The sequence below is a fragment of the Pseudobutyrivibrio sp. genome (assembly GCF_015057185.1).
Taxonomy (GTDB): Bacteria; Bacillota; Clostridia; order Lachnospirales; family Lachnospiraceae; genus Pseudobutyrivibrio.
The window spans coordinates 95631-118971 of sequence record NZ_SVEV01000001.1 but is presented as its reverse complement, the minus strand read 5'-3'; the positions used below and the strand labels follow the sequence as shown (position 1 = coordinate 118971).

Below are 23341 nucleotides of genomic sequence, written 5' to 3'. Positions count from 1 at the left end.
ATGCTGATTAAAATTGGTACCAAGGGATCAAAGCTTGCCTTAGTGCAGACTAATTATGTTTGCGATACATTGAAAAAAGCATTCCCTGAGCATCAATATGAAATTGTTGTTATTAAGACAACAGGCGATATGGATTTAACTAAGCCTTTGGATCAAATTGGTTCTAAAGGTTTATTTGTAGATGACATAGACAGCAAAATAAAGCTGAATAAGATTGTATGCTATGAAAATAAGCAGCTTGAGTACGATAACTCTGAAGATATGAAAGAAAAAATCTCAACTTGTGAAATGGCTATATTTACAAGCGGTAGTAATGCAACTTTTGCTATTGAACAATTTGGAAATAATGTGCCAAAGAAAATCATTTCAATTGGTCCAGCTTGCAGCAAGACAATTATTAATTTGGGATATGAAGTTTATAAAGAGGCAGAGATTTCATCCTACGATGGAATAATGGAGCTTTTACTATGAATTCAGAGAAAAGAGTAGAGAGAGGATTATTAAATCTTCTTAGTGAGAAGAGCAGAAAAGAACTTCTTGATGTGGGTAAGGTTATAACTTTGAGAAAAGGCGAAATCTTATTTGCAGAGAGGGAAGAAGTCAAGTGCATGTATATTATCCTTGATGGATTTGTGGCGCTATACCGCAACAGTAGATATGGTGAAATCAAGATAATTTTCATTTGTACCAATGGTGAGGTTTTAAATGAAGTTGTTCTGCAAGACAAGAAGACCAGCATCTGTACGAAGGCCCTTGCAGATACCCAATTACTATGTGTGCATCGAAGCGAGCTCTATAAGCTTATGGCAGATAATACAGAGTTGTCTCGAGAAATTTTTGATTCCTTGGCTAGAAAAACAAGAAGACTTTATCACCAGGTTGGAAATGCCAACGGAACATACCCTATTGAGAAACGTTTGGCAGCTAAAATATGGAAGCTTGCTCGTGACTATGGCAATTTCACTCCAGAAGGTGTGCAGATTAGCTTTGAGTTAACGGTAACATTTCTTGCAAATATGCTTGGTGCTAAGCGAGAGACGGTCTCTAGGATTATTTCATCATGGAAAAAAGATGAGATTGTTATTCATGAGAACGGCTTTCTTACTGTAATTGATATGAAAAGTTTAAAAGAAATTTCACAATAAGTGTGATATATATCACAGACAATGTAACAGCCCTACTTGATAATAAATATCAAGAAGGGCTTTTTTACATCATGGATTGTCAAAAAATTAACGTACTTTCAATCAGCAATTATTGTAAAAGGAGAAAAATATGGGATACAAGTTTTCCAAAGAAGAAATGGCATCCATTTTTTCAAAACTGGCAGTGGATTACGATGTATTTGCACCTGTAGTTAAAAAAGGGGATGGTACCTTTTCTGACGTAGATGTGGTGCGATACGACAAGGTTTCAAGTTTAGATGAAATCGAGTTTGAGAAAAAATCCGATTATTCATTTAAAGAGGCGCTTTTGCCAATTAATGAGACTATTTTTTATTTTACTGAGGACGAAACAACAGTTCCAAAGGGACCTGCAAAGGAGCGATTGGTATTCTTACGTGCATGTGATTTAAATGCAGTAAAAAGACTGGATCAGATTTATTTAAAGAATGGTTTTGAAGATTTTTATTACAAGAGAACCCGAGAGATGACTAAGTTTGTTCTTATGGGTTGCAAGGAATCTTGCACTTCAGGATTCTGTGTAAGCATGGGAACAAATACTACTGACGAATACGATCTGTATCTTAAGCTTGATGGTGATAATGCCTATGTAGAAGCCAAGGATGAGAAACTAGCAGAGGCATTTAAGTCAGGCAACGAAGAAGCAGTTTCTCCAGATTTTGTTTCTGAGAATCCAACAAAGGTTACACTTCCTAAGAGCATCACACCAGAGACCATGAAGTCTGAGTTGTTCAAGGAATACGGCAACCGTTGCATTAACTGTGGTCGGTGCAACTTCGTGTGCCCAACCTGCACATGCTTTACAATGCAAGATATTTTCTATAAGGATAATGAGAAAAACGGAGAGCGTAGAAGAGTTTGGGCTAGCTGCCAGGTAGATGGATATACAGAAATCGCCGGTGGACATGGCTTTAGAAGTGATAATGCAGATAGAATGCGATTCAAGGTCATGCACAAGATTCACGATTTTGAGAAACGATTTGGATATCATATGTGCGTAGGCTGTGGACGTTGTGACGACGTATGCCCAGAGTACATTTCATATTCTAATTTAGTTAATCGTCTTGGAAAGGAGTGTGAATAAAATGAAGAATGAATATATACCACAGCTTTCCGAGATAAAAGAAGTAATTAAGCATACAGATTTAGAGTATACCTTCAGGATGGCGTTTGACGGCGAGGTCAAGCCAGGACAGTTCTTTGAGATTTCTATTCCAAAATACGGCGAGGCACCTATTTCTGTTTCCGGAATTGGAGATGGTCTTGTAGACTTTACAATCCGCCGTGTAGGAAAGGTTACCGACGAAGTATTTGAGAATTATGTTGGAGATAAGCTTTTCATCCGTGGACCATATGGTAATGGTTTTGACATCAATAATTATAAGGGCAAGGAAATAGTAATCATTGGTGGTGGAACTGGTGTATCGCCTATGCGAGGAGTTATACAGCATTTTGCAAAGAATCCTACTGATGCTGTAAGCACTACTGTTATTGCTGGTTTCAAATCTCCTGATGATGTTCTTTTCAAGAAAGATTTTGAGGAATGGTCAAAGACTATCAATGTTATCAAGACCGTTGATAATGCTCCAGAAGAATATGATGACCCAACTGGTATGGTTACAAAATATATTCCTGATCTTAAATTTCAAGATATTAAAAATGCAGTGTTTATCTGTGTTGGACCACCAATCATGATTAAGTTTACTATCATGGAAATCCAAAAACTCGGTGTTGCTGATGAACAGATTTGGACAAGTTATGAGCGTAAAATGTGCTGCGGACTAGGTAAGTGTGGACATTGCAAGATGGATGATAAATATGTTTGCCTTGATGGTCCAGTATTTAACTATACTGAGGCCAAGGAACTTTTTGATTAAGAGAAAGGAGTATAAGGTATGTCATTAGATATTAATACAAAAAAAGCTAAGAAAAATGCTTGGCGAATAACCAAAGAACGTGGCATCGGTGCTTCTAGAATCAGAGTTCCAGGCGGATACTGTGATGCAGAAGTCCTTGGCATGGTTCAGGAAATCGCCCAGACATATGGAAATGGTTATGTTCATTTGACTACACGTCAGGGATTCGAAATTGAAGGAATCCATCTTGAGGATATGGAGGAAGTTAACAAAAAGCTTCAGCCTATTATCGAGAAGGTGGGAATCAACCAGAACGGTGAGGATAAAGATAAGGGCTATAGTGCTTCAGGTACAAGAAATGTATCAGCATGCATAGGCAATAATGTATGTCCTTTTGCAAACTACAATACATCAAATTTAGCTAGAAGAATTGATAAGGAAATCTTCCCTAATGATTTGCACTTCAAGGTAGCTTGTACAGGATGTTCTAACGATTGTGCAAAGGTTAGAATGCACGACTTTGGTATTATCGGTCAGACAATGCCACAGTATGATCCAATGCGCTGTGTTAGTTGTAATGCTTGCGTAAAGGGCTGCCAGTCACTTTCTGTTGGTGCACTTCGTATGGAGAATTATAAAATTGTCCGCGATACAGAAAAGTGTATCGGCTGTGGTGTCTGCGTTACAAAGTGTCCTACAAGAGCTTGGACTCGTTCAGAAAAGAAGTACTATAAGCTTACAATTATGGGACGTACTGGCAAAAAGAATCCTCGTTTAGGCAAGGATTGGCTCATCTGGGCTGATGAAGACAACATCGTAAAAATCATCAAGAATACATACGCATTTGTTGAAGAATATATTTCTCCAAATGCACCAGCTAGAAAAGAGCATATTGGCTACATTATCGATAGAGTGGGCTTTGAAAAGTTCAAAGAATATGCACTAAAGGATGTGGAACTTATGCCAGAAACAATAATGAATAACACTGTTTACTGGGATGGAATTCACTTTGATAACCAACACTAATTAAAGAGGAGAAAAAATATGTTTAAAGATGAATTTGAGGCCGCTGCCAATGGTGCGGCTGGTAAGGTGACGTTTTTAAAGAAGAATCCAGTTGGATACTTTTTACTCTCCATGCTTGCAGGTGCTTACATTGGGTTTGGAATTCTTTTGATTTTTACAATTGGAGGACAGCTTGCTGGAGCTCCTGTAACTAAGATGGCAATGGGTGTTTCCTTTGGCATAGCACTTTCTTTGGTAGTTATCGCAGGAGCCGAGTTATTTACTGGAAATAACCTTGTTATGACTGCAGGAATGCTAAAGAAGAAGATTACAGTTGCAGATGGAATCAAGCTTTGGATTGTATGCTATCTTGGCAACTGGGTTGGTTCTATTCTTTTAGCTGTTATTTATAATTTTACTGGTCTTGCAAATGGACCAGTAGGAGAGTTTATGGCAAATGGTGCACTTGGTAAAATGTCTGCCACAGCACCTCAACTTGTAGCAAGAGGAATTCTTTGTAATATGCTGGTTTGTCTTGCTACCTGGTGTGGTTTCAGAGCTAAGTCAGATGCAGGAAAGCTGATTATGATTTTCTGGTGTCTATTCGCATTTATTACTACTGGCTTTGAACACAGCATTGCAAATATGACGCTTCTTACAGAAGCATTATTAAATCCGTGTGGAGTTGCTGTAACAATGGGTGGCTATATGCATAATCTGTTATGGGTTACTCTTGGCAATATGATTGGCGGAATTCTGTTTATAGCAGTGCCATATGCAGTGTCAGCAAAGGAATAAATAAAAGAAGAGTCTGTCTTGTATTAAGGCAGACTCGGAACTTTAGATTTATTAATTTCCTTTACGATAAAAGTATCTTTGTCAAAGTCTATAATTCCATCATCTCTCATTTTTGAGAGCTCTCGTATCATTGCGCTACGATTCACTGATAAGTACTCTGAAAGAGCTACTCTTGAAAGAGGGGAATTAACATATTTTGTGTTCTGTTCCTGGGCTAGTTGAGAAATATAGGCTAAAAGCTTTTCTCTAAACTGAGGCAGAGGGCTGGAATGTTGACGTGAATGCCTTTGTTATAAAGGAATTTCCACCTATAGGATACGAAAATTTCTATATTCCAGACTCAACTGTCGTGGCGTTGCAAAAGCTTAAGAAGGCTGGTCATTTTCTTTGTATTGCAACAGGCAGAGCTCAGGCTCTTGCAGTTGATATAATGAATGATTTAGGTTTCGAAAATATGGTAAGTGATGGAGGTTATGGTATTACCATTAACAAAACTCTATTAGGAATCCAGTCACTTCCAAAAGAAAACGTGGTTACTTTAATTAGAGAATGTCAGGAGAAAGGATACCCATGGGGAATTCAACCTGAAAATTCAGCTGTAAGATATGTTCCCGATGAGCGATTTAATGAAATCGCAAAGGATACATATATGGAACAACAAATCGTCAAGGGATTGAATCCTGAAGATTATGAACATATATATAAAGCATATGTAGCCTGCAGCGCAGAAGAGGAGAAAAATCTCAAAGCACTGGATAATCTTCCTTGTTGCAGATTTCACGAAAGATATTTGTTTATTGAGCCAAGCTACAAGTCTGTAGGCATAAAAAAGGTTATGGATTATTTTAATGCTGATTATAGTGATGCTGTTGTTTTTGGTGATTCTGGCAATGATATTTCAATGTTTACAGATGATTGGACAAAGGTTGCCATGGGAAATGCTATTCCTGAATTGAAGAAGCTTGCAGACTACGTGACTTCAGACGTTGATAAAGATGGAATCTACAATGCCTGCGAGAAGCTAGGATTATTTAATACTGTTGCTTGTTAATACCTTTCAGCGTAATCTCGATAGAGAGCGTTATGAAAGGTATTAATATATACCAAAAAATTAACTGTCGATTGACACATAACCGGAGGAATGAGGGCCACTGATTCCGGAGTTTTGGAGCCACCTTGCAGCCACTGAATCATATATTCCTTTATACTTTACGTGCATGCCTTCAGCGTGACTACAGATAAAGGAGGGTCAAATCTATGACCAAGTATCATGAGATCCCTCGGCTAAAAAACCAGGGATCATACAGCACTCTGGCATCTCAGGATGATATGGATCGATTCTAGAACGGATAATCGCACCTTGTTGTGACTATTGAAATTACAACGAGAATGATTTAAGATAGAGTTGATGGAGGTGTCAGAATGCAGATTTCAAGCAGATTTACAATAGCGGTTCATGTGCTTATAGCAATTGAAACATTTAAGAATGACCATAAAATCACCAGTGAATTTCTTGCGTCCAGCGCAAATGTAAATCCGACGGTAATCAGAAGACTCTTGCAGCAGCTGAAGAAGGCGGAGATTGTAACAGTGAAGCGGGGAAGCGGCGGTGCCGATATAGAGAAATCCTTGACGGAGATAACGCTTCTGGATGTTTACAATGCCGTGGAGCCTGTCGAAAATGGACAGTTGTTTCATTTCCATGAGAATCCGAATGAGTTATGCCCTGTGGGACGGAACATTCACAGAATCATGGATCACAGGCTTGAAGAAATACAGAATGCCATGGAAGATAAAATGCGGCGAATAACCATAGCTGATGTAATGGCGGATGCGAACAAGCTGATAGAATCTTAAAAAGTTTTGTTGTAACACTTGACATCACAACAGGGCGGTGGTACACTTCTGTTGTATCAATCACTATCACAACAAATGGAGGTATCAAAAATGTCTAACTATAGTAAGGTAAGTGTTGCAAACGATCCGAGAACTGAACTTCATGATCAGCTGGGACTTACAGGGGCTGAGATCAGCATCAACCATCTTCCGGCAGGTGCGAGTGTTCCTTTTGTTCATTATCATAAGACCAATGAAGAGATTTACATCATTCTTTCCGGCAAGGGAAAAGCGGTAGTTGACGGTGAGGATATAGAGCTTTCTGCCGGTGATATCGTGCGTATTGCACCGGATGGGAAAAGACAGTTCTTCGCGGCAGATGATTCTGAGATCAGCTATGCCTGTATCCAGGCGAAGGCAGGTTCTCTTGAAGCGTATACCGCCGACGATGCAGTAATCGAGTAAGTATGAGTTTTAAAGTTGTGGGCATTTCTGCAAGCAGATGTCCATAACTTTTTATGTGGAGAGCTATGAGTGTTTGTATAAAAGACAATATCCAGAATATGAACCTTGTCATCGGCTGCACGGTAGGCTGCGATTATTGCTATGCGCGGAATAATGTGAAGCGGTGGCATACGATACCGGATTTCAGTAAGCCTGAATTTTTTGAAGGCAAGCTTAAAATGATGGACAAGGCAAGACCGCAGAATTTCCTTCTGACCGGTATGAGTGATCTTGCGGGATGGAAAGAAGAATGGCGAGAAGAGGTGTTTGAAAAGATCCGGAAAAATCCGCAGCATCAGTTTTTATTTTTATCAAAAAGGCCTGATCTCCTGGATTTTGAAACGGATCTTGAGAACGCCTGGTTTGGGGTGACGGTTACCAGAAGATCAGAACTCTGGCGCATTGAAGCATTGAGGAATCATGTAAGGGCAAAGCATTATCATGTGACATTTGAGCCGCTTTTTGATAATCCTGGAGAGGTCGATCTTTCTAGTATTGATTGGATCGTTGTAGGAACCATGACAGGCGCTCAGAGCAGAAAAATCCGTACTGAGCCGGAATGGGCATGGTCGCTTACGGATCAGGCGCATCAAAGGAATATACCTGTTTTTATGAAGGAAGATCTTGAATCGATCATAGGCGATGGAAATATGGTGCAGGAATTTCCTGAAGCATTTGAGAAGGTATTGGAGGTACAGCGGGCATGGAAGAAGTGAGAACGGAAGATATCCTGATAAGGGATGTGGAAACCAAAAATATCATGACAAAGTCAAACTTGCCGGTGGGAGGGTATTCTGTGAATCCGTATGTCGGATGCACGCACGCCTGCAAGTATTGTTACGCTTCTTTCATGAAAAGGTTTACAGGACATACGGAAGAGTGGGGAACATTTCTTGATATCAAGCACTGGCCTGAAATCAAGCAACCTGAGAAATATGCCGGACAGCGCGTTGTGATCGGCTCCGTGACAGACGGGTATAATCCGCAGGAAAAAGAGTTCGGAAACACAAGGAAACTGCTTGAACAGCTGCGGGGGAGCGGAGCAGATATTCTGATCTGCACAAAATCCGACCTTGTGGTGAGAGATATTGACCTGCTAAAAGAGCTCGGACAGGTAACAGTATCGTGGTCGATCAATACGCTGGACGAGAAGTTCAAGGACGATATGGATGCAGCGGTTTCCATTGAACGAAGGATTGCTGCGATGAAGCAGATATATGACGCCGGTATCAGGACAGTATGCTTTGTATCCCCGGTATTTCCGGGCATTACGGATTTTGAGGCTATCTTTGAACGTGTAAAAGACCAATGTGATCTGTTTTGGCTGGAGAATCTTAATCTGAGAGGCGGATTTAAGAATACCGTTATGGACTATATCGCTGAAGAGTATCCTGATTTAGTGCCGCTCTATGATGAGATTTATAACAAACATAACAGAAGCTATTTCGAGGCTCTGGAAAACAAAGCCGAGAAACTTGCCGAGAAGTATGATTGCCCGTTTGTGGATAATGAAATGCCTTATGGAAGGGTTCCGCAGGGGCATCCGGTAATCGTGGATTATTTTTATCATGAAGAAATCCGCGGATCCGATAATACAGGAAAAAGAAAGCGCAAATAGCGCGTATAAACAAAGTGAAATGTTTTTGAGAAGAATCGGGAGACCGGTTCTTTTCTTTTCTCACACCCAGAAGACGATGTTGAACTTACAGACTATTTTTATTGCCTTATTTACGGGGTAAAAATAGTGGTGTAGTAATATATAGCAATCTATCGGATAAATAACTGTTTTTCCGATAGATATTGTAAAAATAAAGAAGAAGTACTATAATATAGTTATACGATAAAGCTTGTAAAATCAAGGCTTTTAAGCATTTGGAGGTTCCCATGGGTAAAGACTCTCACTTTTACAAAGATAAAAATAAAAATTTAAAACTTAAGCTTCGTGAGCTTGAAGCTCAATTACCAAAGCCTGCTTTAGATTTTATTCAATCAAAGGAACAAAATGCGCAATCTAGCACTTTGATTTCATATTGCTATGATCTATTAACTTTCTTTCGATTTTTAGCAGACTCCAACCCTACAATTACAGGTTCAGACCTCAAAAAAATTGATTATGAGCTTCTTAATAAAATCACGCCAGATGATATTGAAGAATATAAAAGATATCTAGAGTTAAATACTATAGGTGAACAACACGAAAACGGCAAAAAAGCAATTGCACGAAAATTATCACCTCTTAGAGGTATGTACAAATACCTTATGGTTCGTGAATATGTTTCAAAGGATCCAACACAGCTTGTGGAACTTCCACATATTAAAAAGGATAAAAATATCGTTCGTATGAATAATTATGAGGTCCAGGCCATATTGCAGGCAATTGACGAAGGAAATGCATTCGTTTCCGAGCGCCAACGAAAATACAATCAAAAGACTCGTGGCCGTGATTTGGCCATTTTAACCCTTATGCTTAACACTGGAATTCGTGTTAGCGAATGCAATGGATTAGATTTAAATGATGTTGATTTTAATGTTAATTCTTTAACAATCGTTAGAAAAGGTGGCGGACAGGATATAATCTACTTTAATAATCAAGTAGCCGAAACTCTAAAAGACTATATTAATGGGGAACGTGAGTATATTAATCCCATAGAGGGCCATGAGCCTGCACTCTTCTACTCATTGCAAGGAAAAAGAATAAGTGTTGATGCAATAGAAAACCTAGTTAAGAAATACGCAAAAATTGTGATTCCAAATAAGAAAATTACGCCACATAAGCTTAGAAGTACATACGGTACTGCCCTTTACCGTGAAACAGGCGACATTCGCCTTGTAGCTGATGTTTTGGGCCATGAAAATATAAATACCACTATAGACTACTACGCTGCCATCGAGGATGAACATAAGCGCCAGGCTAGAAACGCAGTAGACTTTAGTAGAAATGATAACTAGCTACATTTTTCTATATTTAGCTAGTAAATCTTCAAAATAAGCTGGCAAAGGAGCATTTACTTCAACATATTGGCCAGTTGTAGGTTGTATAAAGCCAAGGGTCTGGGCGTGAAGAGTTTGTCCAATTAGATTTTTAACAGGCTTGCCATAGACATCGTCTCCTAATAGAGGATGTCCAATGTGTGACATATGTACTCTAATCTGATGAGTTCTTCCTGTTTCTAGTTTGAACTCTACATAAGAATACCCCTTAAATTGCTCTAAAACCTTAAAATGAGTGACTGCGTCTCGTCCATTAGGGACCACAGCCATCTTCTTTCTATCTTTGGGATTTCGGCCTATAGGAGCGTTTATAGTTCCTTCTTCATCCTTGAAGTTCCCCAGCACAATACCTTTGTATATTCTATTAACGGAATGAACCTTGATTTGAGCAGCGATATCATTATGAGCCTTGTCATTCTTGCAAACCAATAATGAACCAGTTGTATTCATATCTATTCGATGAACGATACCTGGGCGTATTTCGCCGTTAATACCAGATAAAGAGTCTTTACAGTGAAACATAAGGGCGTTAACCAATGTTCCAGAATAATGGCCTGGAGCTGGATGTACAACCATTCCTTTTGGTTTGTTTACAACAATTACATCTCCATCCTCATATAATATTTCAATTGGAATATCCTCTGGAAGAATATCGATTTCTTTAAGTGGCTCTATGCTAACTAAAATTTCATCACCAATGCGAGTCTGATATTTGCTTTTAACATTTTTTCCGTTAACTAAAACAAGACCATTATCAATAGCTTTTTGATAATGGCTTCTTGATTTTTCAGGCAAAGCAGTGGCTAAATATTTGTCAATTCTAATACCTTCATCTGCAGGATCTTCGATTACGATTGTAAATTCATCCATTCTTTCTAAATTTTAAGCTAAGCTTAATCTCCTCTAAATCTTCATCCTTGTAATAGAATAAAACAAGAAATAATAATAGGAAAATGGAAACTGTTACATAACAATCTGCAACGTTGAATACAGGAAAATTAATTAATGAGAAATATAAAAAATCAACAACATAATTATTAGTTATTCTATCGATATAGTTTCCAATAGCCCCAGCAATCAAAAAGATAATAATGTAATTAAGACATGTAAACTTTTTGTTCTGTGGCATCCTAATAAGCATGAAAAGCAATGCAAGCAATAATATAGGCGTAACAATAGCAAATACTATTTGTTTACCTTCTAATATTGAAAATGCAGCACCTGTATTCTCCAAGTAATGTAATTGAAATACATTTGGAATAATTATAAAGTCGCTTTTGTCCTTTAAATTTGATACAGCTAAAAGCTTTGTAAGCTGATCAATTGCTATCAGCGCAATAATAAGGAAAAAGCTATATATCATTGATATTTTTTTGCTAAATTTATGAAACATTATTTCAAAACCTTCTCAATGGCTTCTAACAAATCTTCATCTGTAAAATCTAAGTATGAAGCAGCTTCGCCTATTGCTTTTAATATAGTAAATTTGATTTTCGAACCAGTCATCTTCTTATCTGATTTAGAAGCCTCAAGAACAGCTTCCTTTGATAAGCCTTCGACTGATATTGGTAGAGAATAAACTTCTAAAGTAGATACGATATCTTCTACCTCTTGAGTTGTTAAATAACCTAATTTCAAGGATAAATGGGCAGCACATACCATTCCAAGACCAACGCATTGTCCATGACCTAAATTAAAATTACATAGTTTTTCTATTGCATGACCTAAGGTGTGACCAAAATTAAGATATGCTCTAATACCCTTTTCCTTTGGATCAAGCTCTACTACATGGCCCTTTATTTGACAGCATTTATATACGGCATATTCTAATGCTTTAAAGTCTTTGCTTAATAGTTTTGAAGAGTTCTCCTTTAACCAGTAATAAAAATCCTTATCTGCAATTAATGCACTTTTAATTACCTCGCCCATACCACAGGCAAAATTATTTTCATCTAATGTTGTTAATGTAGATAAATTCATATATACCATACGAGGCATATAGAATGCTCCAACCATATTTTTGTAGCTATTGAAATCAACTCCTGTTTTACCACCAACTGAACTATCTACTTGAGATAATAATGTGGTAGGTACTTGAATGAAATCAATACCTCTAAGAAAGGTAGATGCAGCAAAACCAGTTAAATCACCTACAACACCGCCTCCTAGGGCAACTAATAGGGAATCACGTGTAAATTTCTTATGAATGAGATGCTCATAAAGCATGCTTACAGTAGTAAGATTCTTTGAGGCCTCACCAGCTTCGAAGCTGAAGGAACAAACATTATCACATACATTCTTAAAAACAGAAATAACCTCAGCTAAATAAATACCTGCCACATTTGAATCTGAAACTATACATATTTTGTCGTAATCTTTGTCCAGGTCTTGTTTAAAAACTTTGGCTAAATCATCAAAATTTGATTTGAAGTGAATATTATAACAAGGTTCTCCATTATATTTTATGTTCAAGCATTCATTCATAAGTATATTCTCCTATAAAAAAAGCACCAGATAGCTCTGGTGCAAATACTCTAATTAAAACCCGGTTTGAATTCCAGTGAAGTCAAACGCATCAACGATTCCTGCTAAATCACCAGATAACTCAACTCCTGCAGGTGTAATAATAAAAATGTAATCCTCAATTCGTTGTAGGTTACCGTCGATAGCATAACATGTACCACAAGTGAAATCTATGATTCTCTGTGCTACTCCTAAATCTAAGCCCTTCATGTTAAGAAGAACTGTTCTATCAGCCAATAATGTCTCTGATATTTCTCGAGCATCCTCAAAGGATGATGGCTTGATTACACAAACTTCCATAACAGTTCCTTTCCCTTTATTACGCATTGGTGTGATTTTTGGCGCCGGTTTTGACGATCTGCTTTCGCGCTCAGCAGGCTTGTTTAAAACTGGACGCTTCTCGTCTTCTTTATCCCTTTGAAACTTTGAGAAGAATGAAGATTTCTCTTCTTCTTCATACAATTCATCATCGTCATAATCGTCGTAGTCGTCACTAAGATGCATCGCGTCAAGCATTCTTTCAAACATAACATACTCCTTTTTCAACTATATATTATAGTTTCTCTCTCCAAAAATGGCTGTGCCAACTCTAACATGAGTCGCACCCTCCTCTATGGCAACTTCAAAATCATTTGTCATTCCCATAGATATAATTCTCATATCTATATTATCAATGTTTTCACTTGCAATGTCAACTGATAAGTCCTTTATTTTGTGAAAAATTGCCCTATTTTCCTCTGGAACCACAACATTTGGTGCTATAGTCATAAGTCCCATAATGTGTACGTTCTCTAAATGAGCAATTTCTTCGCATAGCTGTTTTGCTTCTTCAAGACGAACACCGAATTTTGTTGCTTCATTTGCAGCATTTACTTCGATAAGAATTGGAACAATTATTCCATGTTTTTTAGCTTGAATATTAATTTCTTCTGCGAGTCTGTAGCTGTCAACAGAATGAATTAATTTAACCTTGTCTACAATATATTTAACCTTGTTTCTCTGTAAATGACCAATTAAATGCCAATTGATATCCTCAGCCATTTCTGGGATTTTTCCAGTAAGCTCCTGAACCTTGTTTTCGCCAAACTCACGAATGCCCTGATCATAAATCACCTGTAAATCCTCTATAGGCTTAGTTTTACTAACGGCAATTAATGTTACTTCACTTCTGTCTCTACCTGCTCTAGCGCATGCAGCCGAAACGCGCTCTTCAACGCTCTTTAAATTAGCTTTTAACTCTTCTGCTCTCATTTAAATACCTCTTAATTTATAATTGTGTTTTCTTCTACCTCGTCACCTTGTAAAACGATGTGGTCATACATGGAAATTCCGTAACTTGTACCTGTTTTTATTATAGAATAGTCGCTGTTTTGGAATAGGATTTCTATTTGTTTAAACACCGCATATCCTTTATTTACATTGTAGACACCTTCTAGCGAACCGATATCCGTTCCTACTACATATATTTCGTTAGAATTTGGTTTGATAAATTTATCACCTCTAGAAACATCATTATTATCTAAATAGTAATAATCATCATCTTCGTAATATATTGTAGGTGAAATGTAAACGTTGTTACCACTATCCTCTTGTCTAAGGAAACCTGCATCGTCGCTATTATTGCCTTGAATCATATAGTCCTTAGGTATTTTATAAAAATCCTTAGAAACAATAGAGGAATTTGGTATTTTAAGTCCGGAAATATTGTTATTAATAAGCTTTATATGAACAAATCTAGAATCAGCATATCTATCCATGGAATCATCCAAGGTCATGATAAGATAATGCTTTCCAGCCTTTTCGGTAAAAGTAATTGTCGTCCAGGTTTCTGTCTCATCCTCTAGGAACTTAATTTTTAAGTATGTTTCCTCTTTTAATAAATCATATAAATCGTCATCTATTTCGCATACTAAATTCCAATGATCAGATGTAATAAGCTTATAAACCGGAGATCCAGATTCTACAGATTCCTGAGTTTTAAGGTTTGTTGATGTATACTTTGATGTATCAAAAGAATCAGAGGTAAAATTATCTATAGTTAAGTCCTCGTAACCATCAATAGAATAAACTATAAGCCCTGGTGTAGGACTGGAATATATGCTAAATGTGCCTGAATTTATAGCATCATCTAAGGACGCTCCCATTTGTTCAATAGCCGAAACAGTATAAAGCTGTTGTGCTTGTGATTCTAATTCAGATTTGAAGGTATATGTTTTGCCAAAACGCTCATCATTATAATCTGCTAAATAAGTAGAAATAACATTTTGAAGCTTTGTATAATCATCAGCATCAAGAGAAATCTCGGAATTTTCTCCAGATTCATTAATTGATGAAAGGATTTCTCCCGAGGTATCTAAAGCATATACCTGACTTTTGGAACCTACCTTACCAAAATTCTCAGCTAAATATAGTATGTCGCCACTATTGTCAGCATAGACAATCTGCTCAGATCTAAGAGCTAAGGCGTTATATTCTAGATTTGAAGAAATCGAACCCTGTGAAACCTCATAAACAGTTATATTGTTGGCTGTTAAATATGTAAACAAGTGATAAACCATGTAAATACACATAACGCCAATAATAATCATACCTATAGAAAAATGATATTGCTTAGGATATTTAATTATTTTGTTGTCTTTTTTTCTAGTTTTCTTTGATTTTCTGCTCATTTTCAAAACAAATGAAAAGGGACACACCAAGGTGCCCCTCATATATTCTTTTTATAAAGAAACAACGATTTTACCCTTTGCACATTCAGGTAAATCCTTTTCATTCTTACTTACGGATAAAACAAATTTAACGTCATATAAATTACAAATTTTGTCGAGTTTATTCATAGCTACTGTGAACTCGTCATTAGTATCTACATATGATACAGTAAGGAAACTATCGAGGAAAACCTCTTGAATATCAGTGTTTTGAGATAAAACACCACTTAAAAACCCAAGAAACTCATCAGTTGAATCGATTGGATAATCCCCCATATTAATCAATCGAATCTTAGAGTCAAGTTCATACATGTGTTTAGTATTTTTGTCGATATAGACAACGGAACCATCTACTTTTTTAATGTCGCTATTTACTTTATCAAGTAAATATTTGGTCTTTCCCTTGCCTTTTTCGCCTGAAATAATTTCCACCATATCAAAATACCTCCCTTTGTTTATTTATATTTTTATCATATCATAACAATAACAAAATCAAAATAAAATAAAACAAATTTATGTACAATAATTCGAAAGTATTTCGCTCATTAGTAAGTAAAGATTTGATCGGCAATCAGCATTAAATACTATTGATATTATTTTGTCTCCGTCTTCATTTTCTGAAAGCAAAACTAAGCAATAACCTGCGGCACCAGTTGTACCAGTTTTTCCGCCTAAAACGGTAAATCCGCTAGGTGTTGTAACGTTGGCTGTAAGGTATTGATTAGTTGTAGTCCATTCTACGGTTTTGGTAGCGCCACCGCTTGTATAATTTGCTGTGTAGGAATGTGATGTGAAAATCTGATAAAAATCCTCATTTGTAATAGCCTTATTGAGAATTAAATACATGTCATACACAGTGGTATAGTGATTTTCATCGTGAAGACCATTTGAAGTAACAAAATTTGTGTTTGTTGCTCCAATAGATTTTGCAGTCTCTGTCATAAGTGACGCAAAAGTAGCTTCATCTCCACTAACAGCTTCAGCAACTGCAACGGCAGCATCATTTCCAGAACGAAGCATCATTCCATATAACAAATCACGTAATGTAATTACATCGCCAGCCTTTAAATCTATAGTAGAGGAATCACTATCCTGTTTAACCGCATTTTCACTAACTGTATAATAGGCATCCAAATCACCATAAAGCACAGCAACATAGCATGTCATAATTTTGGTGGTGGATGCTGGATACATTTGCTCATGCATATTCTGTGCATATACAACTGATTGTTCAGTGATGTTAAATGCTCCAGCAGCAGAAGCTACCTGGGAATCAACTCCAGATGTGCCCAAATCATCAGTGCCTACTACACATAAATCCTTTGAGAATAACTCAACGTTTGAATTAGAACCATTATTTGTTATTCCATAAGCATAGGATGTGTTATATACATCGTAACTTGCGACACTCTCAGACGCACCACCACATCCAGTAATGGAAACACATAAAGCAACGGCAACTAATGTTTTAAAAAGCTTATTTATACATTTCACGCCACTCAAGGTCTCCTCGATCCAATGATTTGATTAGTAACTCTGCAGTGGCAAGATTTGTAGCCAAAGGAATATTGTTGGCATCACAAATACGTACAATATTATTTACATCTGGCTCATGGGACTTTACAGTAAGGGGGTCACGTAAAAAGATAACCAAATCGATTTCGTTTTGATCAATCTGAGCTCCTAACTGCTGTGTGCCACCTAAATGTCCTGCCAAATATTTATGTACGCTAAGATTAGTAACTTCTTCAACAAGACGTCCTGTTGTACCAGTAGCAAAAATCTCGTTTTTGCTAAGAATTCCTCGATAGGCAATACAGAAATTCTGCATTAACTTTTTTTTGGAATCATGTGCAACTAAACCTATATTCATCTAAAATAGCCTCCCGTTCGTATTTTTTGATTGAATACCAACATTTAGGACAATACCGATACCAAAATAAATCGTTACCAAGGAGGTCAGTCCATAGCTTACAAATGGTAAAGGTAATCCTGTATTAGGCATCAAACCTGTTACTACGCAAATGTTTACAAAGCTTTGAAAACCGATAAGCGTAGCAATTCCAACGCAAATTAATTTGCCTGAAATATCTTTTGCTCTTTTTGCTATCATTAATATTTCAATAGTGATAAAGAAAATAAGGGCAATGATTAATACGCAGCCTAAGAAACCTAACTCCTCTCCTGCTACAGCAAAAATAAAGTCTGTATGAGGCTCAGAGATATAATTTCCATTTTTTACGGAATCAAAAGCATCGTTTCCTAAGCCTTTTCCGAAAATCTGACCAGAACCGATGGCCATAATGGAATTTTGCTGCTGATAAGAATTCTGTGGATATTTGTCTGGCTTTAACCAAGCGAGAATTCGAATACCCTGATATTCCTTTAAAATAGTCTGCCCTTCTCTAGAGATTAAAACTAACAAAACAATAATTGTAGGTATAGTAACACCAATTACCGTTCCAACAATTTTATAGCTTAATCCTACTACAAACATCATAACACAAATAATCATCATTGTGACTATTGTAGTTGATAAATCTGGTTCTTTTTCTATTAAAAGTAATGGAAGAGCAGATAAAACCATTGTAATTCCAAGTATTTTCGGCTTATTAATATTTTCTTCCTGCATCATAAAATACCAGGCAAAAAATAAAATAAGCAGAATTTTACTAAGCTCAGAAGGCTGGAATCTAATACCTACATCAATCCATCTGGTTGCACCACCACTATTTTCGCCAAACAGTAAAACCATGGCTAATAATATAATAACCATACCATAATAAATCCAATGGAAATGTAGCAAAAAGTCATAATCGATAAGAGCCATTACGCTCATAACGATTACTCCTAGAATCATTCCTAGAATCTGCTTTTGCTGATTGGATTCATTAGCACTACCGATGACGAATATTCCTATAATAGTTAGTGCTATAACAGCAATTATTAATTTAATATCAAGGTTTTTAAATCTATAATTGTGAAACATATTGATTATTTAATCCTTTTTAATAATCCACTACTTAATGGCTCTGCCAGTAACTCTTTATTCCAAACGGAAATACCAATTGGCTCTTCTTGAGTACGTCTAACTCTGAGAGACCATTTTTCTTGGAGTCTTATTTCTCCTGATACAGTTCCAATTTGGACATTCTTTGAATCTAAATGACCTGCAACAATATAGCATCCTGTATTATCTGGATATCCTGCATGTGCAGTGCCAAGTAAAGATCCAAGGACAATAATATTTCCCTTTGCCTGTATAGTAGCCTTTGATTTAACATCTCCTAATACTATTACAGAGGAATCAGATGTAACTACATTGTCCTTGTAAATTGACCCACGAATAATTTTTGCATTTTCGAAAATTTCATCCGTATAAAATCTGTCAATCTGATTTAGCATTCTAGTATCTTTTAATTCATTATTTTCATTAAGTAAGATTACCTTAATCTTTGAATTTAACTCGATAGCTTGAATGATTACTAATCCTTCTTCGGTAGTAAGCTCTCTGCCAAGAGTCTCAAGAATCATGGAACACTCACCAAAGAAATCAGCTGATTGTGCGAATTTCTCACAAATAGCCTTAACCAATTTCTCAAAAGGAATAGTTGCATCAAGCTGTAGAGATAATCCATATTTATTACTTTTTAAAACTACAGGATCGTTACTCATAATCTCTCCTTAATCTGTAAATTCATTTTCGGAATCAGAAACAATGCTTGCCTCACCATTTAACAAGTCTTCTGTTGCTGAAACACCGAAATAGTAAGCTAAAATATCTTTTGAAACTTCAGCTGCGTTATGTGAGGTGTAACCATAGGCAATACGTGTTGCGATTGCAACCTGTGGATTGTCGTATGGTGCATAACCAATAAATAAAGCGTGGTTAGGTCGTGTTTTTACCTGCTGCGCAGTACCAGTTTTACCTGCAACCTCTATGGAGAAATTATCAAATGAAGATAATGACTCACATACCATTCTCATACCGTAATGGATAGCATCCCATTCTGATGAATCCAAAACGTCAATTTGATTTCTAACTGTTGGACTATAGCTTTCCAAAATATTGCCATCTGTATCTCTGACACTGTCTAACAAAGTAAGATTGTATACTGTTCCACTGTTTGCAATTGCTGCAGCATAACGAGCCAAACCTACTGTTGTAAAGTTATTGTCAGACTGACCAATTGCAGCCATGACAGGATATTCAGTAGCAATATGCGGTGAATTTTCTTCAATTTCTATGCCAGTAGTCTCATCCAAGCCGTAAAGCGATGCATATTCAGTGATTTTATCAATACCAGTAATATCATCATATGCGCCATCGCCACCAGCCAATCTCCAACCAACTTCGTAGAAGAAATAGTTACAAGAATCTCTAATAGCTTCTGAAACATTAATGCTGCCGTGATTGCTTGGGTAAATCCAACATTTTGGATTGTTAGATACCTTTGTGTATTGACCTAAGTCAGTAATTTCTGAAGTGGTTGTAATAACGCCCTCTGCCAAACCTGCTGTTGAACTTACAATTTTGAAAGTAGAACCAGGAGCAGTTCTCTGCTGCGTCGCATAATTATACAAAGGATTAGCTGCATTATTAGTTAAATATGCGTAGTAATCAGCATCTACTGAATTAGCTAATCTATTATTGTCATATCCTGGATATGTAACCATAGCTAGTACTTCACCAGTGGTAGAATCCAAAATAACAGTAGAACCTGAACAAGGATCAAGTGCAAGCTGACCAGGTGTTATCTCAAGGGATTTGATTTTAGAGCGCATAAACTCATATGCGGTTATAGCTCCCGAAGAAAGCTGTGCATATGTTTCCTCATCCTCTTCCAAAACACCTTGATCATATAGGATAAGACAAAGCTGCGTTCCTGAAATACCGTCATCAAGTAATAAATATTTGTAAACAAGCTTTTCGAATCCCTTATCAGTAGATAAATACTCTATTACATAATCAATTAAATCATCATAAAGCTCTTCTGTATCTGCGTATTTTGCCTCTGATTCATATTTTGTAATATCAATCCAGTTTTGCTCAATAGCATAAGTTAGGTATTTATTTACAGCCATTTCCTCTGATGTCCAGCTAGTTTGAACTTCTGAAGATGAGTCAATGGCATCAGCATCAAATACGCCTAAGCTCTTAAGTGTAGTGACAATATATGTTGAATATGCTTGATATTCATCTGGTAAATCCTTGTATACTACCTCATTCGAAAATGTAAGCTGCGAACGTAAAGTTGAAAGAACAGCCTCTTCTTTTGCGTCATATGCTGCTAAAACCTGTTTCTCAGTAGCTGAGGCTTCTTCATCTCTAAAGGCATTAGTGTCTATAATTCCATTGTTAATTAATGAGTAATAAACATCATATATAGGAACAATGACATCTGATGAAGACGAATTGTCGCTTGCGTTATATTCCTTTATATTTGCAAGCTTAGAATATAAAATACCTGCAATTTCCTGCTCTAGAAGAATATATGCGGCCTTTTGTAATTCACTATCAATAGATAAGTAAACATCATTACCAGAAACAGCTGCAACATAATCTCCCTCTGCAATAGTATTTCCTACACTATCTACATATAGAGTCTCGTAACCCTTAGTACCAGCAAGATAATCATTCATTACCTTCTCAATACCAGATTTACCTATAACATCTGTTGTTTCAACAGTTGAATCTGTAGCAGAACGCTCTTTATATTCTGTGGTAGAAATTTGACCTGTGTAACCAATGATATGTGAAAAATATTCACTATCAACGTATCTTCTAAGTGACTTTTCTTCTACATCTACACCTGTCAATTCATTTATATTTTCTTTTATAAATGCAACAGATTCATCAGAAATATCAGAAGCAATTACTGTAGAAATATACTTTTGATATGAATTTTGGCTCATATTATAACGTACAACCATAATTTCATATCTAAGCTTTTTAGAATAGTCGGTAGAAATATTGTAGGTCTTTTCACCCTCTAAATAATCTACAATTTGATCTGCTGTAGCTGTAGCCTGATCAAATCCCATTTCAGAATCATACTCTAAATCTTCGATATTTGTTTTACCGAATACATCAGCTCTAAAACGTTGTAATGATGTACCAGAATTCAGGAATTGAAAGTTTCCTGACGAATCCAGATAAATGCCAAAATCATTATCAATCGTGTCGCCGTTGCTCTCTAATTTAGTAATAATCTCAGCAATCTCTGAATTTAGTGATTCACTTTTTTCTTTTTTGTTGGCATATGTGCCGGTATCTTGAATTGTGACAGCGTATACAAGCTCGTTATATGCTAGTAAGTTACCATTTCTGTCGTAAATATTTCCTCTTGTAGCTGCAATTGATTCAGTCTTTTCTAGCTTTAGATTGTAGTTATCCTGGTACTCGCTACCATTGATAATCTGCAAATAAAAAAGACGTGAAATAAGAACAGTAGCAAAGAAAACCATTGCTACCACAACGACACGAATACGTGAAGAAAATGCATTTATAAAAAAGTCCTTAATAATTTCCAATTCTATCAGAACCCTTCTTCTCAAATTTTTCTATCCAATTGTTTATGTGAAGAATTCCGTAATAAACAAAGATAGATACAACTAGTGTGTAAACAACCTCAGGTAAAATGATATTCATAATATAAAATGAGAAATCATTTTGCGATCTAAGTGCAAATAGGACCAAATATGAAGCCACTCCATATATAAAATCACTGGTTCCAATAAGTATCATTGGAAGTCTAAGGTCATCTCCAAAGAACTGTTTCTTAAACATTCCATTTAAGAAGCCAATATACATATATAAAAGTGCATATATTCCAAAAATAACTCCAGAATATATATCTAATAAAAGACCAGTGAAAAATCCAATGACTATTCCATAGCGGCGTCCTTTCATAAATCCATATGTAGAAACAACGCATATTAAAACATTAGGAGTAACGCCAGCCAATGGATATTTAGAAAATACGCTTGTCTGCAATAAATAGCAAACATAAATAATAAGCGCTATGATTAATACTCTTCTAAGATATTTCTTAAAATCATTCACTTTGGTAAGACTCCTTAAGCTGTAATATCACAAGTACATCTGATAAATGCTTGAAATCAACAACCGGTGTAAGTGTTCCTGACTTTGTAAGGTCATTTTCATCAAGTGAAACTGAAGAAACATAACCAATCATTAATCCAGGCAAATATTTGTCAGATATATTTGATGTTACAATTTCATCTCCAATAGCAACTTGATTATCTTCATCATCAAGATTTGAGAATAATATCAGATTGTCTGATGTCATCTTTTCAAGTGAACCAGAAACAATACAATTATCTTCTGTAGAAGAAATGGTAGCGCTGACATTTGATGTATCATCAATTATGGAACGTACAACAGCATAAGAGTCTCCGACAGAAACAACGATTCCAACAAGACCGCCATCAGCAATAACATTCATATTAACCTTGATACCATCGTTAGAGCCCTTATCTATTGTGAAAGTATTGAACCAGTTTGTAGTACCACGACCTATAATGCGGGCGCCAGTTGTTTCGTAATCATAATATGTCTGATCAAGTTGGTATAATTCCTGAAGATCGTTTAGCTCTTTTAATTTCAGCTCCATAATATCGATTTTAGCATTGAGATCATCAACCTGAGCTTGAAGATTTTCATTTTCAGCAATTAACTCTTCTTTTGATTTAGTATCAGCAGAAGAAAAAGCAATACTACTTCCAATAAAATCTATACCCTTTTGCATAGGAATAAAAAGGTGGTTGGCAACTGTCTCTAATGGACCACCTGTAAATCCAGTTGAATAGCTAAAGAATAAAAGCATAATACAAAAAATAGACAGTATTGTAAGTAAATATTTACTTGGAATTCCTCCACCTGCTTTTCTTTGTCTCATAATACCTCTGTATA

27 protein-coding genes are annotated in these 23341 nt (G+C 36.4%); 12 read left to right on the top strand and 15 right to left on the bottom strand.

The window, feature by feature from the left end:
* From E7276_RS00585 to E7276_RS00560, 6 genes are all read left to right on the top strand, one after another.
* Entirely contained in the window at positions 1 to 471 is a 471-nt protein-coding gene (locus E7276_RS00585; protein WP_294212415.1) for a hypothetical protein, read from the top strand.
* The gene (locus E7276_RS00580) at positions 468 to 1145 is read left to right on the top strand and encodes a Crp/Fnr family transcriptional regulator (RefSeq protein ID WP_036948883.1); all 678 of its coding nucleotides are present in this window, start codon (positions 468 to 470) and stop codon (positions 1143 to 1145) included. The genes E7276_RS00585 and E7276_RS00580 overlap by 4 nt, the downstream gene beginning before the upstream one ends.
* A gap of 130 nt (positions 1146 to 1275) precedes the next feature.
* On the top strand, positions 1276 to 2268 hold the full coding sequence (asrA, locus tag E7276_RS00575; protein ID WP_294212414.1) for an anaerobic sulfite reductase subunit AsrA: 993 nt from the start codon (positions 1276 to 1278) through the stop codon (positions 2266 to 2268).
* Between the two features lies 1 nt (position 2269).
* Positions 2270 to 3061 (top strand): anaerobic sulfite reductase subunit AsrB, encoded by a 792-nt coding sequence (gene asrB, locus E7276_RS00570; RefSeq protein WP_294212412.1) that lies wholly within the window; start codon positions 2270 to 2272, stop codon positions 3059 to 3061.
* Positions 3062 to 3079: 18 nt separating this feature from the next.
* Positions 3080 to 4066 carry a sulfite reductase subunit C gene (gene asrC / locus E7276_RS00565; protein ID WP_028243331.1) on the top strand — a complete coding sequence of 329 codons (987 nt, stop codon included), beginning with the start codon at positions 3080 to 3082 and terminating at the stop codon, positions 4064 to 4066.
* 18 nt (positions 4067 to 4084) lie between these two features.
* The gene (locus E7276_RS00560; RefSeq protein WP_090302457.1) at positions 4085 to 4843 is read left to right on the top strand and encodes a formate/nitrite transporter family protein; all 759 of its coding nucleotides are present in this window, start codon (positions 4085 to 4087) and stop codon (positions 4841 to 4843) included.
* Positions 4844 to 4866: 23 nt separating this feature from the next.
* Here E7276_RS00560 and E7276_RS15095 read toward each other — a convergent pair whose 3' ends face one another.
* Positions 4867 to 5103 (bottom strand): helix-turn-helix domain-containing protein, encoded by a 237-nt coding sequence (locus tag E7276_RS15095; protein ID WP_294212846.1) that lies wholly within the window; start codon positions 5101 to 5103, stop codon positions 4867 to 4869.
* Positions 5104 to 5120: 17 nt separating this feature from the next.
* On the opposite strand from E7276_RS15095, the gene E7276_RS00550 reads away from it, so the two are divergent.
* The 6 genes from E7276_RS00550 (at position 5121) to E7276_RS00525 (ending at position 10132) form a co-directional block, all read left to right on the top strand.
* Positions 5121 to 5894, top strand: a complete 774-nt coding sequence (locus E7276_RS00550) for an HAD hydrolase family protein (RefSeq protein ID WP_294212403.1) — start codon at positions 5121 to 5123, stop codon at positions 5892 to 5894.
* Positions 5895 to 6265: 371 nt separating this feature from the next.
* Entirely contained in the window at positions 6266 to 6700 is a 435-nt protein-coding gene (locus tag E7276_RS00545; RefSeq protein ID WP_027424699.1) for an Rrf2 family transcriptional regulator, read from the top strand.
* A 90-nt stretch (positions 6701 to 6790) separates the two neighbouring features.
* A complete protein-coding gene (locus E7276_RS00540) occupies positions 6791 to 7144 on the top strand; it encodes a cupin domain-containing protein (protein WP_294212397.1) in 354 nt (117 codons plus the stop codon).
* A 65-nt stretch (positions 7145 to 7209) separates the two neighbouring features.
* On the top strand, positions 7210 to 7899 hold the full coding sequence (locus E7276_RS00535) for a radical SAM mobile pair protein A (protein ID WP_294212396.1): 690 nt from the start codon (positions 7210 to 7212) through the stop codon (positions 7897 to 7899).
* Positions 7887 to 8801 (top strand): radical SAM mobile pair protein B, encoded by a 915-nt coding sequence (locus E7276_RS00530; protein WP_294212394.1) that lies wholly within the window; start codon positions 7887 to 7889, stop codon positions 8799 to 8801. The genes E7276_RS00535 and E7276_RS00530 overlap by 13 nt, the downstream gene beginning before the upstream one ends.
* Positions 8802 to 9067: 266 nt before the next feature.
* Positions 9068 to 10132, top strand: a complete 1065-nt coding sequence (locus tag E7276_RS00525) for a tyrosine-type recombinase/integrase (protein WP_294212392.1) — start codon at positions 9068 to 9070, stop codon at positions 10130 to 10132.
* On the opposite strand, the gene E7276_RS00520 is transcribed toward E7276_RS00525, so the two are convergent.
* From E7276_RS00520 to mreC, 14 genes are all read right to left on the bottom strand, one after another.
* Entirely contained in the window at positions 10133 to 11044 is a 912-nt protein-coding gene (locus E7276_RS00520; protein ID WP_294212390.1) for an RluA family pseudouridine synthase, read from the bottom strand.
* Positions 11037 to 11567, bottom strand: coding sequence for a signal peptidase II (lspA, locus tag E7276_RS00515; RefSeq protein ID WP_294212387.1), 531 nt, complete (start codon positions 11565 to 11567; stop codon positions 11037 to 11039). Before lspA ends, E7276_RS00520 begins: the two co-directional genes overlap by 8 nt.
* Positions 11567 to 12658, bottom strand: coding sequence for a 3-dehydroquinate synthase (gene aroB, locus E7276_RS00510; protein WP_294212383.1), 1092 nt, complete (start codon positions 12656 to 12658; stop codon positions 11567 to 11569). Before aroB ends, lspA begins: the two co-directional genes overlap by 1 nt.
* A 54-nt stretch (positions 12659 to 12712) precedes the next feature.
* The gene (locus tag E7276_RS00505) at positions 12713 to 13225 is read right to left on the bottom strand and encodes a cell division protein SepF (RefSeq protein ID WP_294212381.1); all 513 of its coding nucleotides are present in this window, start codon (positions 13223 to 13225) and stop codon (positions 12713 to 12715) included.
* 18 nt (positions 13226 to 13243) lie between these two features.
* Positions 13244 to 13948: a YggS family pyridoxal phosphate-dependent enzyme gene (locus tag E7276_RS00500; RefSeq protein WP_294212378.1), complete on the bottom strand. Its 705-nt coding sequence runs from the start codon at positions 13946 to 13948 to the stop codon at positions 13244 to 13246.
* An 11-nt stretch (positions 13949 to 13959) separates the two neighbouring features.
* Positions 13960 to 15366 carry an HlyD family efflux transporter periplasmic adaptor subunit gene (locus E7276_RS00495; RefSeq protein ID WP_294212377.1) on the bottom strand — a complete coding sequence of 469 codons (1407 nt, stop codon included), beginning with the start codon at positions 15364 to 15366 and terminating at the stop codon, positions 13960 to 13962.
* 51 nt (positions 15367 to 15417) lie between these two features.
* Entirely contained in the window at positions 15418 to 15840 is a 423-nt protein-coding gene (locus E7276_RS00490; RefSeq protein WP_294212375.1) for a twitching motility protein PilT, read from the bottom strand.
* Between the two features lie 78 nt (positions 15841 to 15918).
* A complete protein-coding gene (locus E7276_RS00485) occupies positions 15919 to 16899 on the bottom strand; it encodes a D-alanyl-D-alanine carboxypeptidase family protein (RefSeq protein ID WP_294212373.1) in 981 nt (326 codons plus the stop codon).
* Positions 16883 to 17278: a methylglyoxal synthase gene (locus E7276_RS00480; protein ID WP_294212371.1), complete on the bottom strand. Its 396-nt coding sequence runs from the start codon at positions 17276 to 17278 to the stop codon at positions 16883 to 16885. Before E7276_RS00480 ends, E7276_RS00485 begins: the two co-directional genes overlap by 17 nt.
* A complete protein-coding gene (locus E7276_RS00475; RefSeq protein ID WP_294212369.1) occupies positions 17279 to 18394 on the bottom strand; it encodes an FtsW/RodA/SpoVE family cell cycle protein in 1116 nt (371 codons plus the stop codon).
* Between the two features lie 5 nt (positions 18395 to 18399).
* Complete coding sequence (locus E7276_RS00470; protein WP_294212367.1) at positions 18400 to 19080, bottom strand: septum site-determining protein MinC; 681 nt, start codon at positions 19078 to 19080, stop codon at positions 18400 to 18402.
* 9 nt (positions 19081 to 19089) lie between these two features.
* On the bottom strand, positions 19090 to 21939 hold the full coding sequence (locus E7276_RS00465; RefSeq protein ID WP_294212365.1) for a penicillin-binding transpeptidase domain-containing protein: 2850 nt from the start codon (positions 21937 to 21939) through the stop codon (positions 19090 to 19092).
* Positions 21926 to 22471, bottom strand: a complete 546-nt coding sequence (gene mreD, locus E7276_RS00460; RefSeq protein ID WP_294212362.1) for a rod shape-determining protein MreD — start codon at positions 22469 to 22471, stop codon at positions 21926 to 21928. The genes E7276_RS00465 and mreD overlap by 14 nt, the downstream gene beginning before the upstream one ends.
* Positions 22464 to 23327: a rod shape-determining protein MreC gene (gene mreC, locus E7276_RS00455; protein ID WP_294212360.1), complete on the bottom strand. Its 864-nt coding sequence runs from the start codon at positions 23325 to 23327 to the stop codon at positions 22464 to 22466. The genes mreD and mreC overlap by 8 nt, the downstream gene beginning before the upstream one ends.
* Between the last annotated feature and the right edge of the window lie 14 nt (positions 23328 to 23341).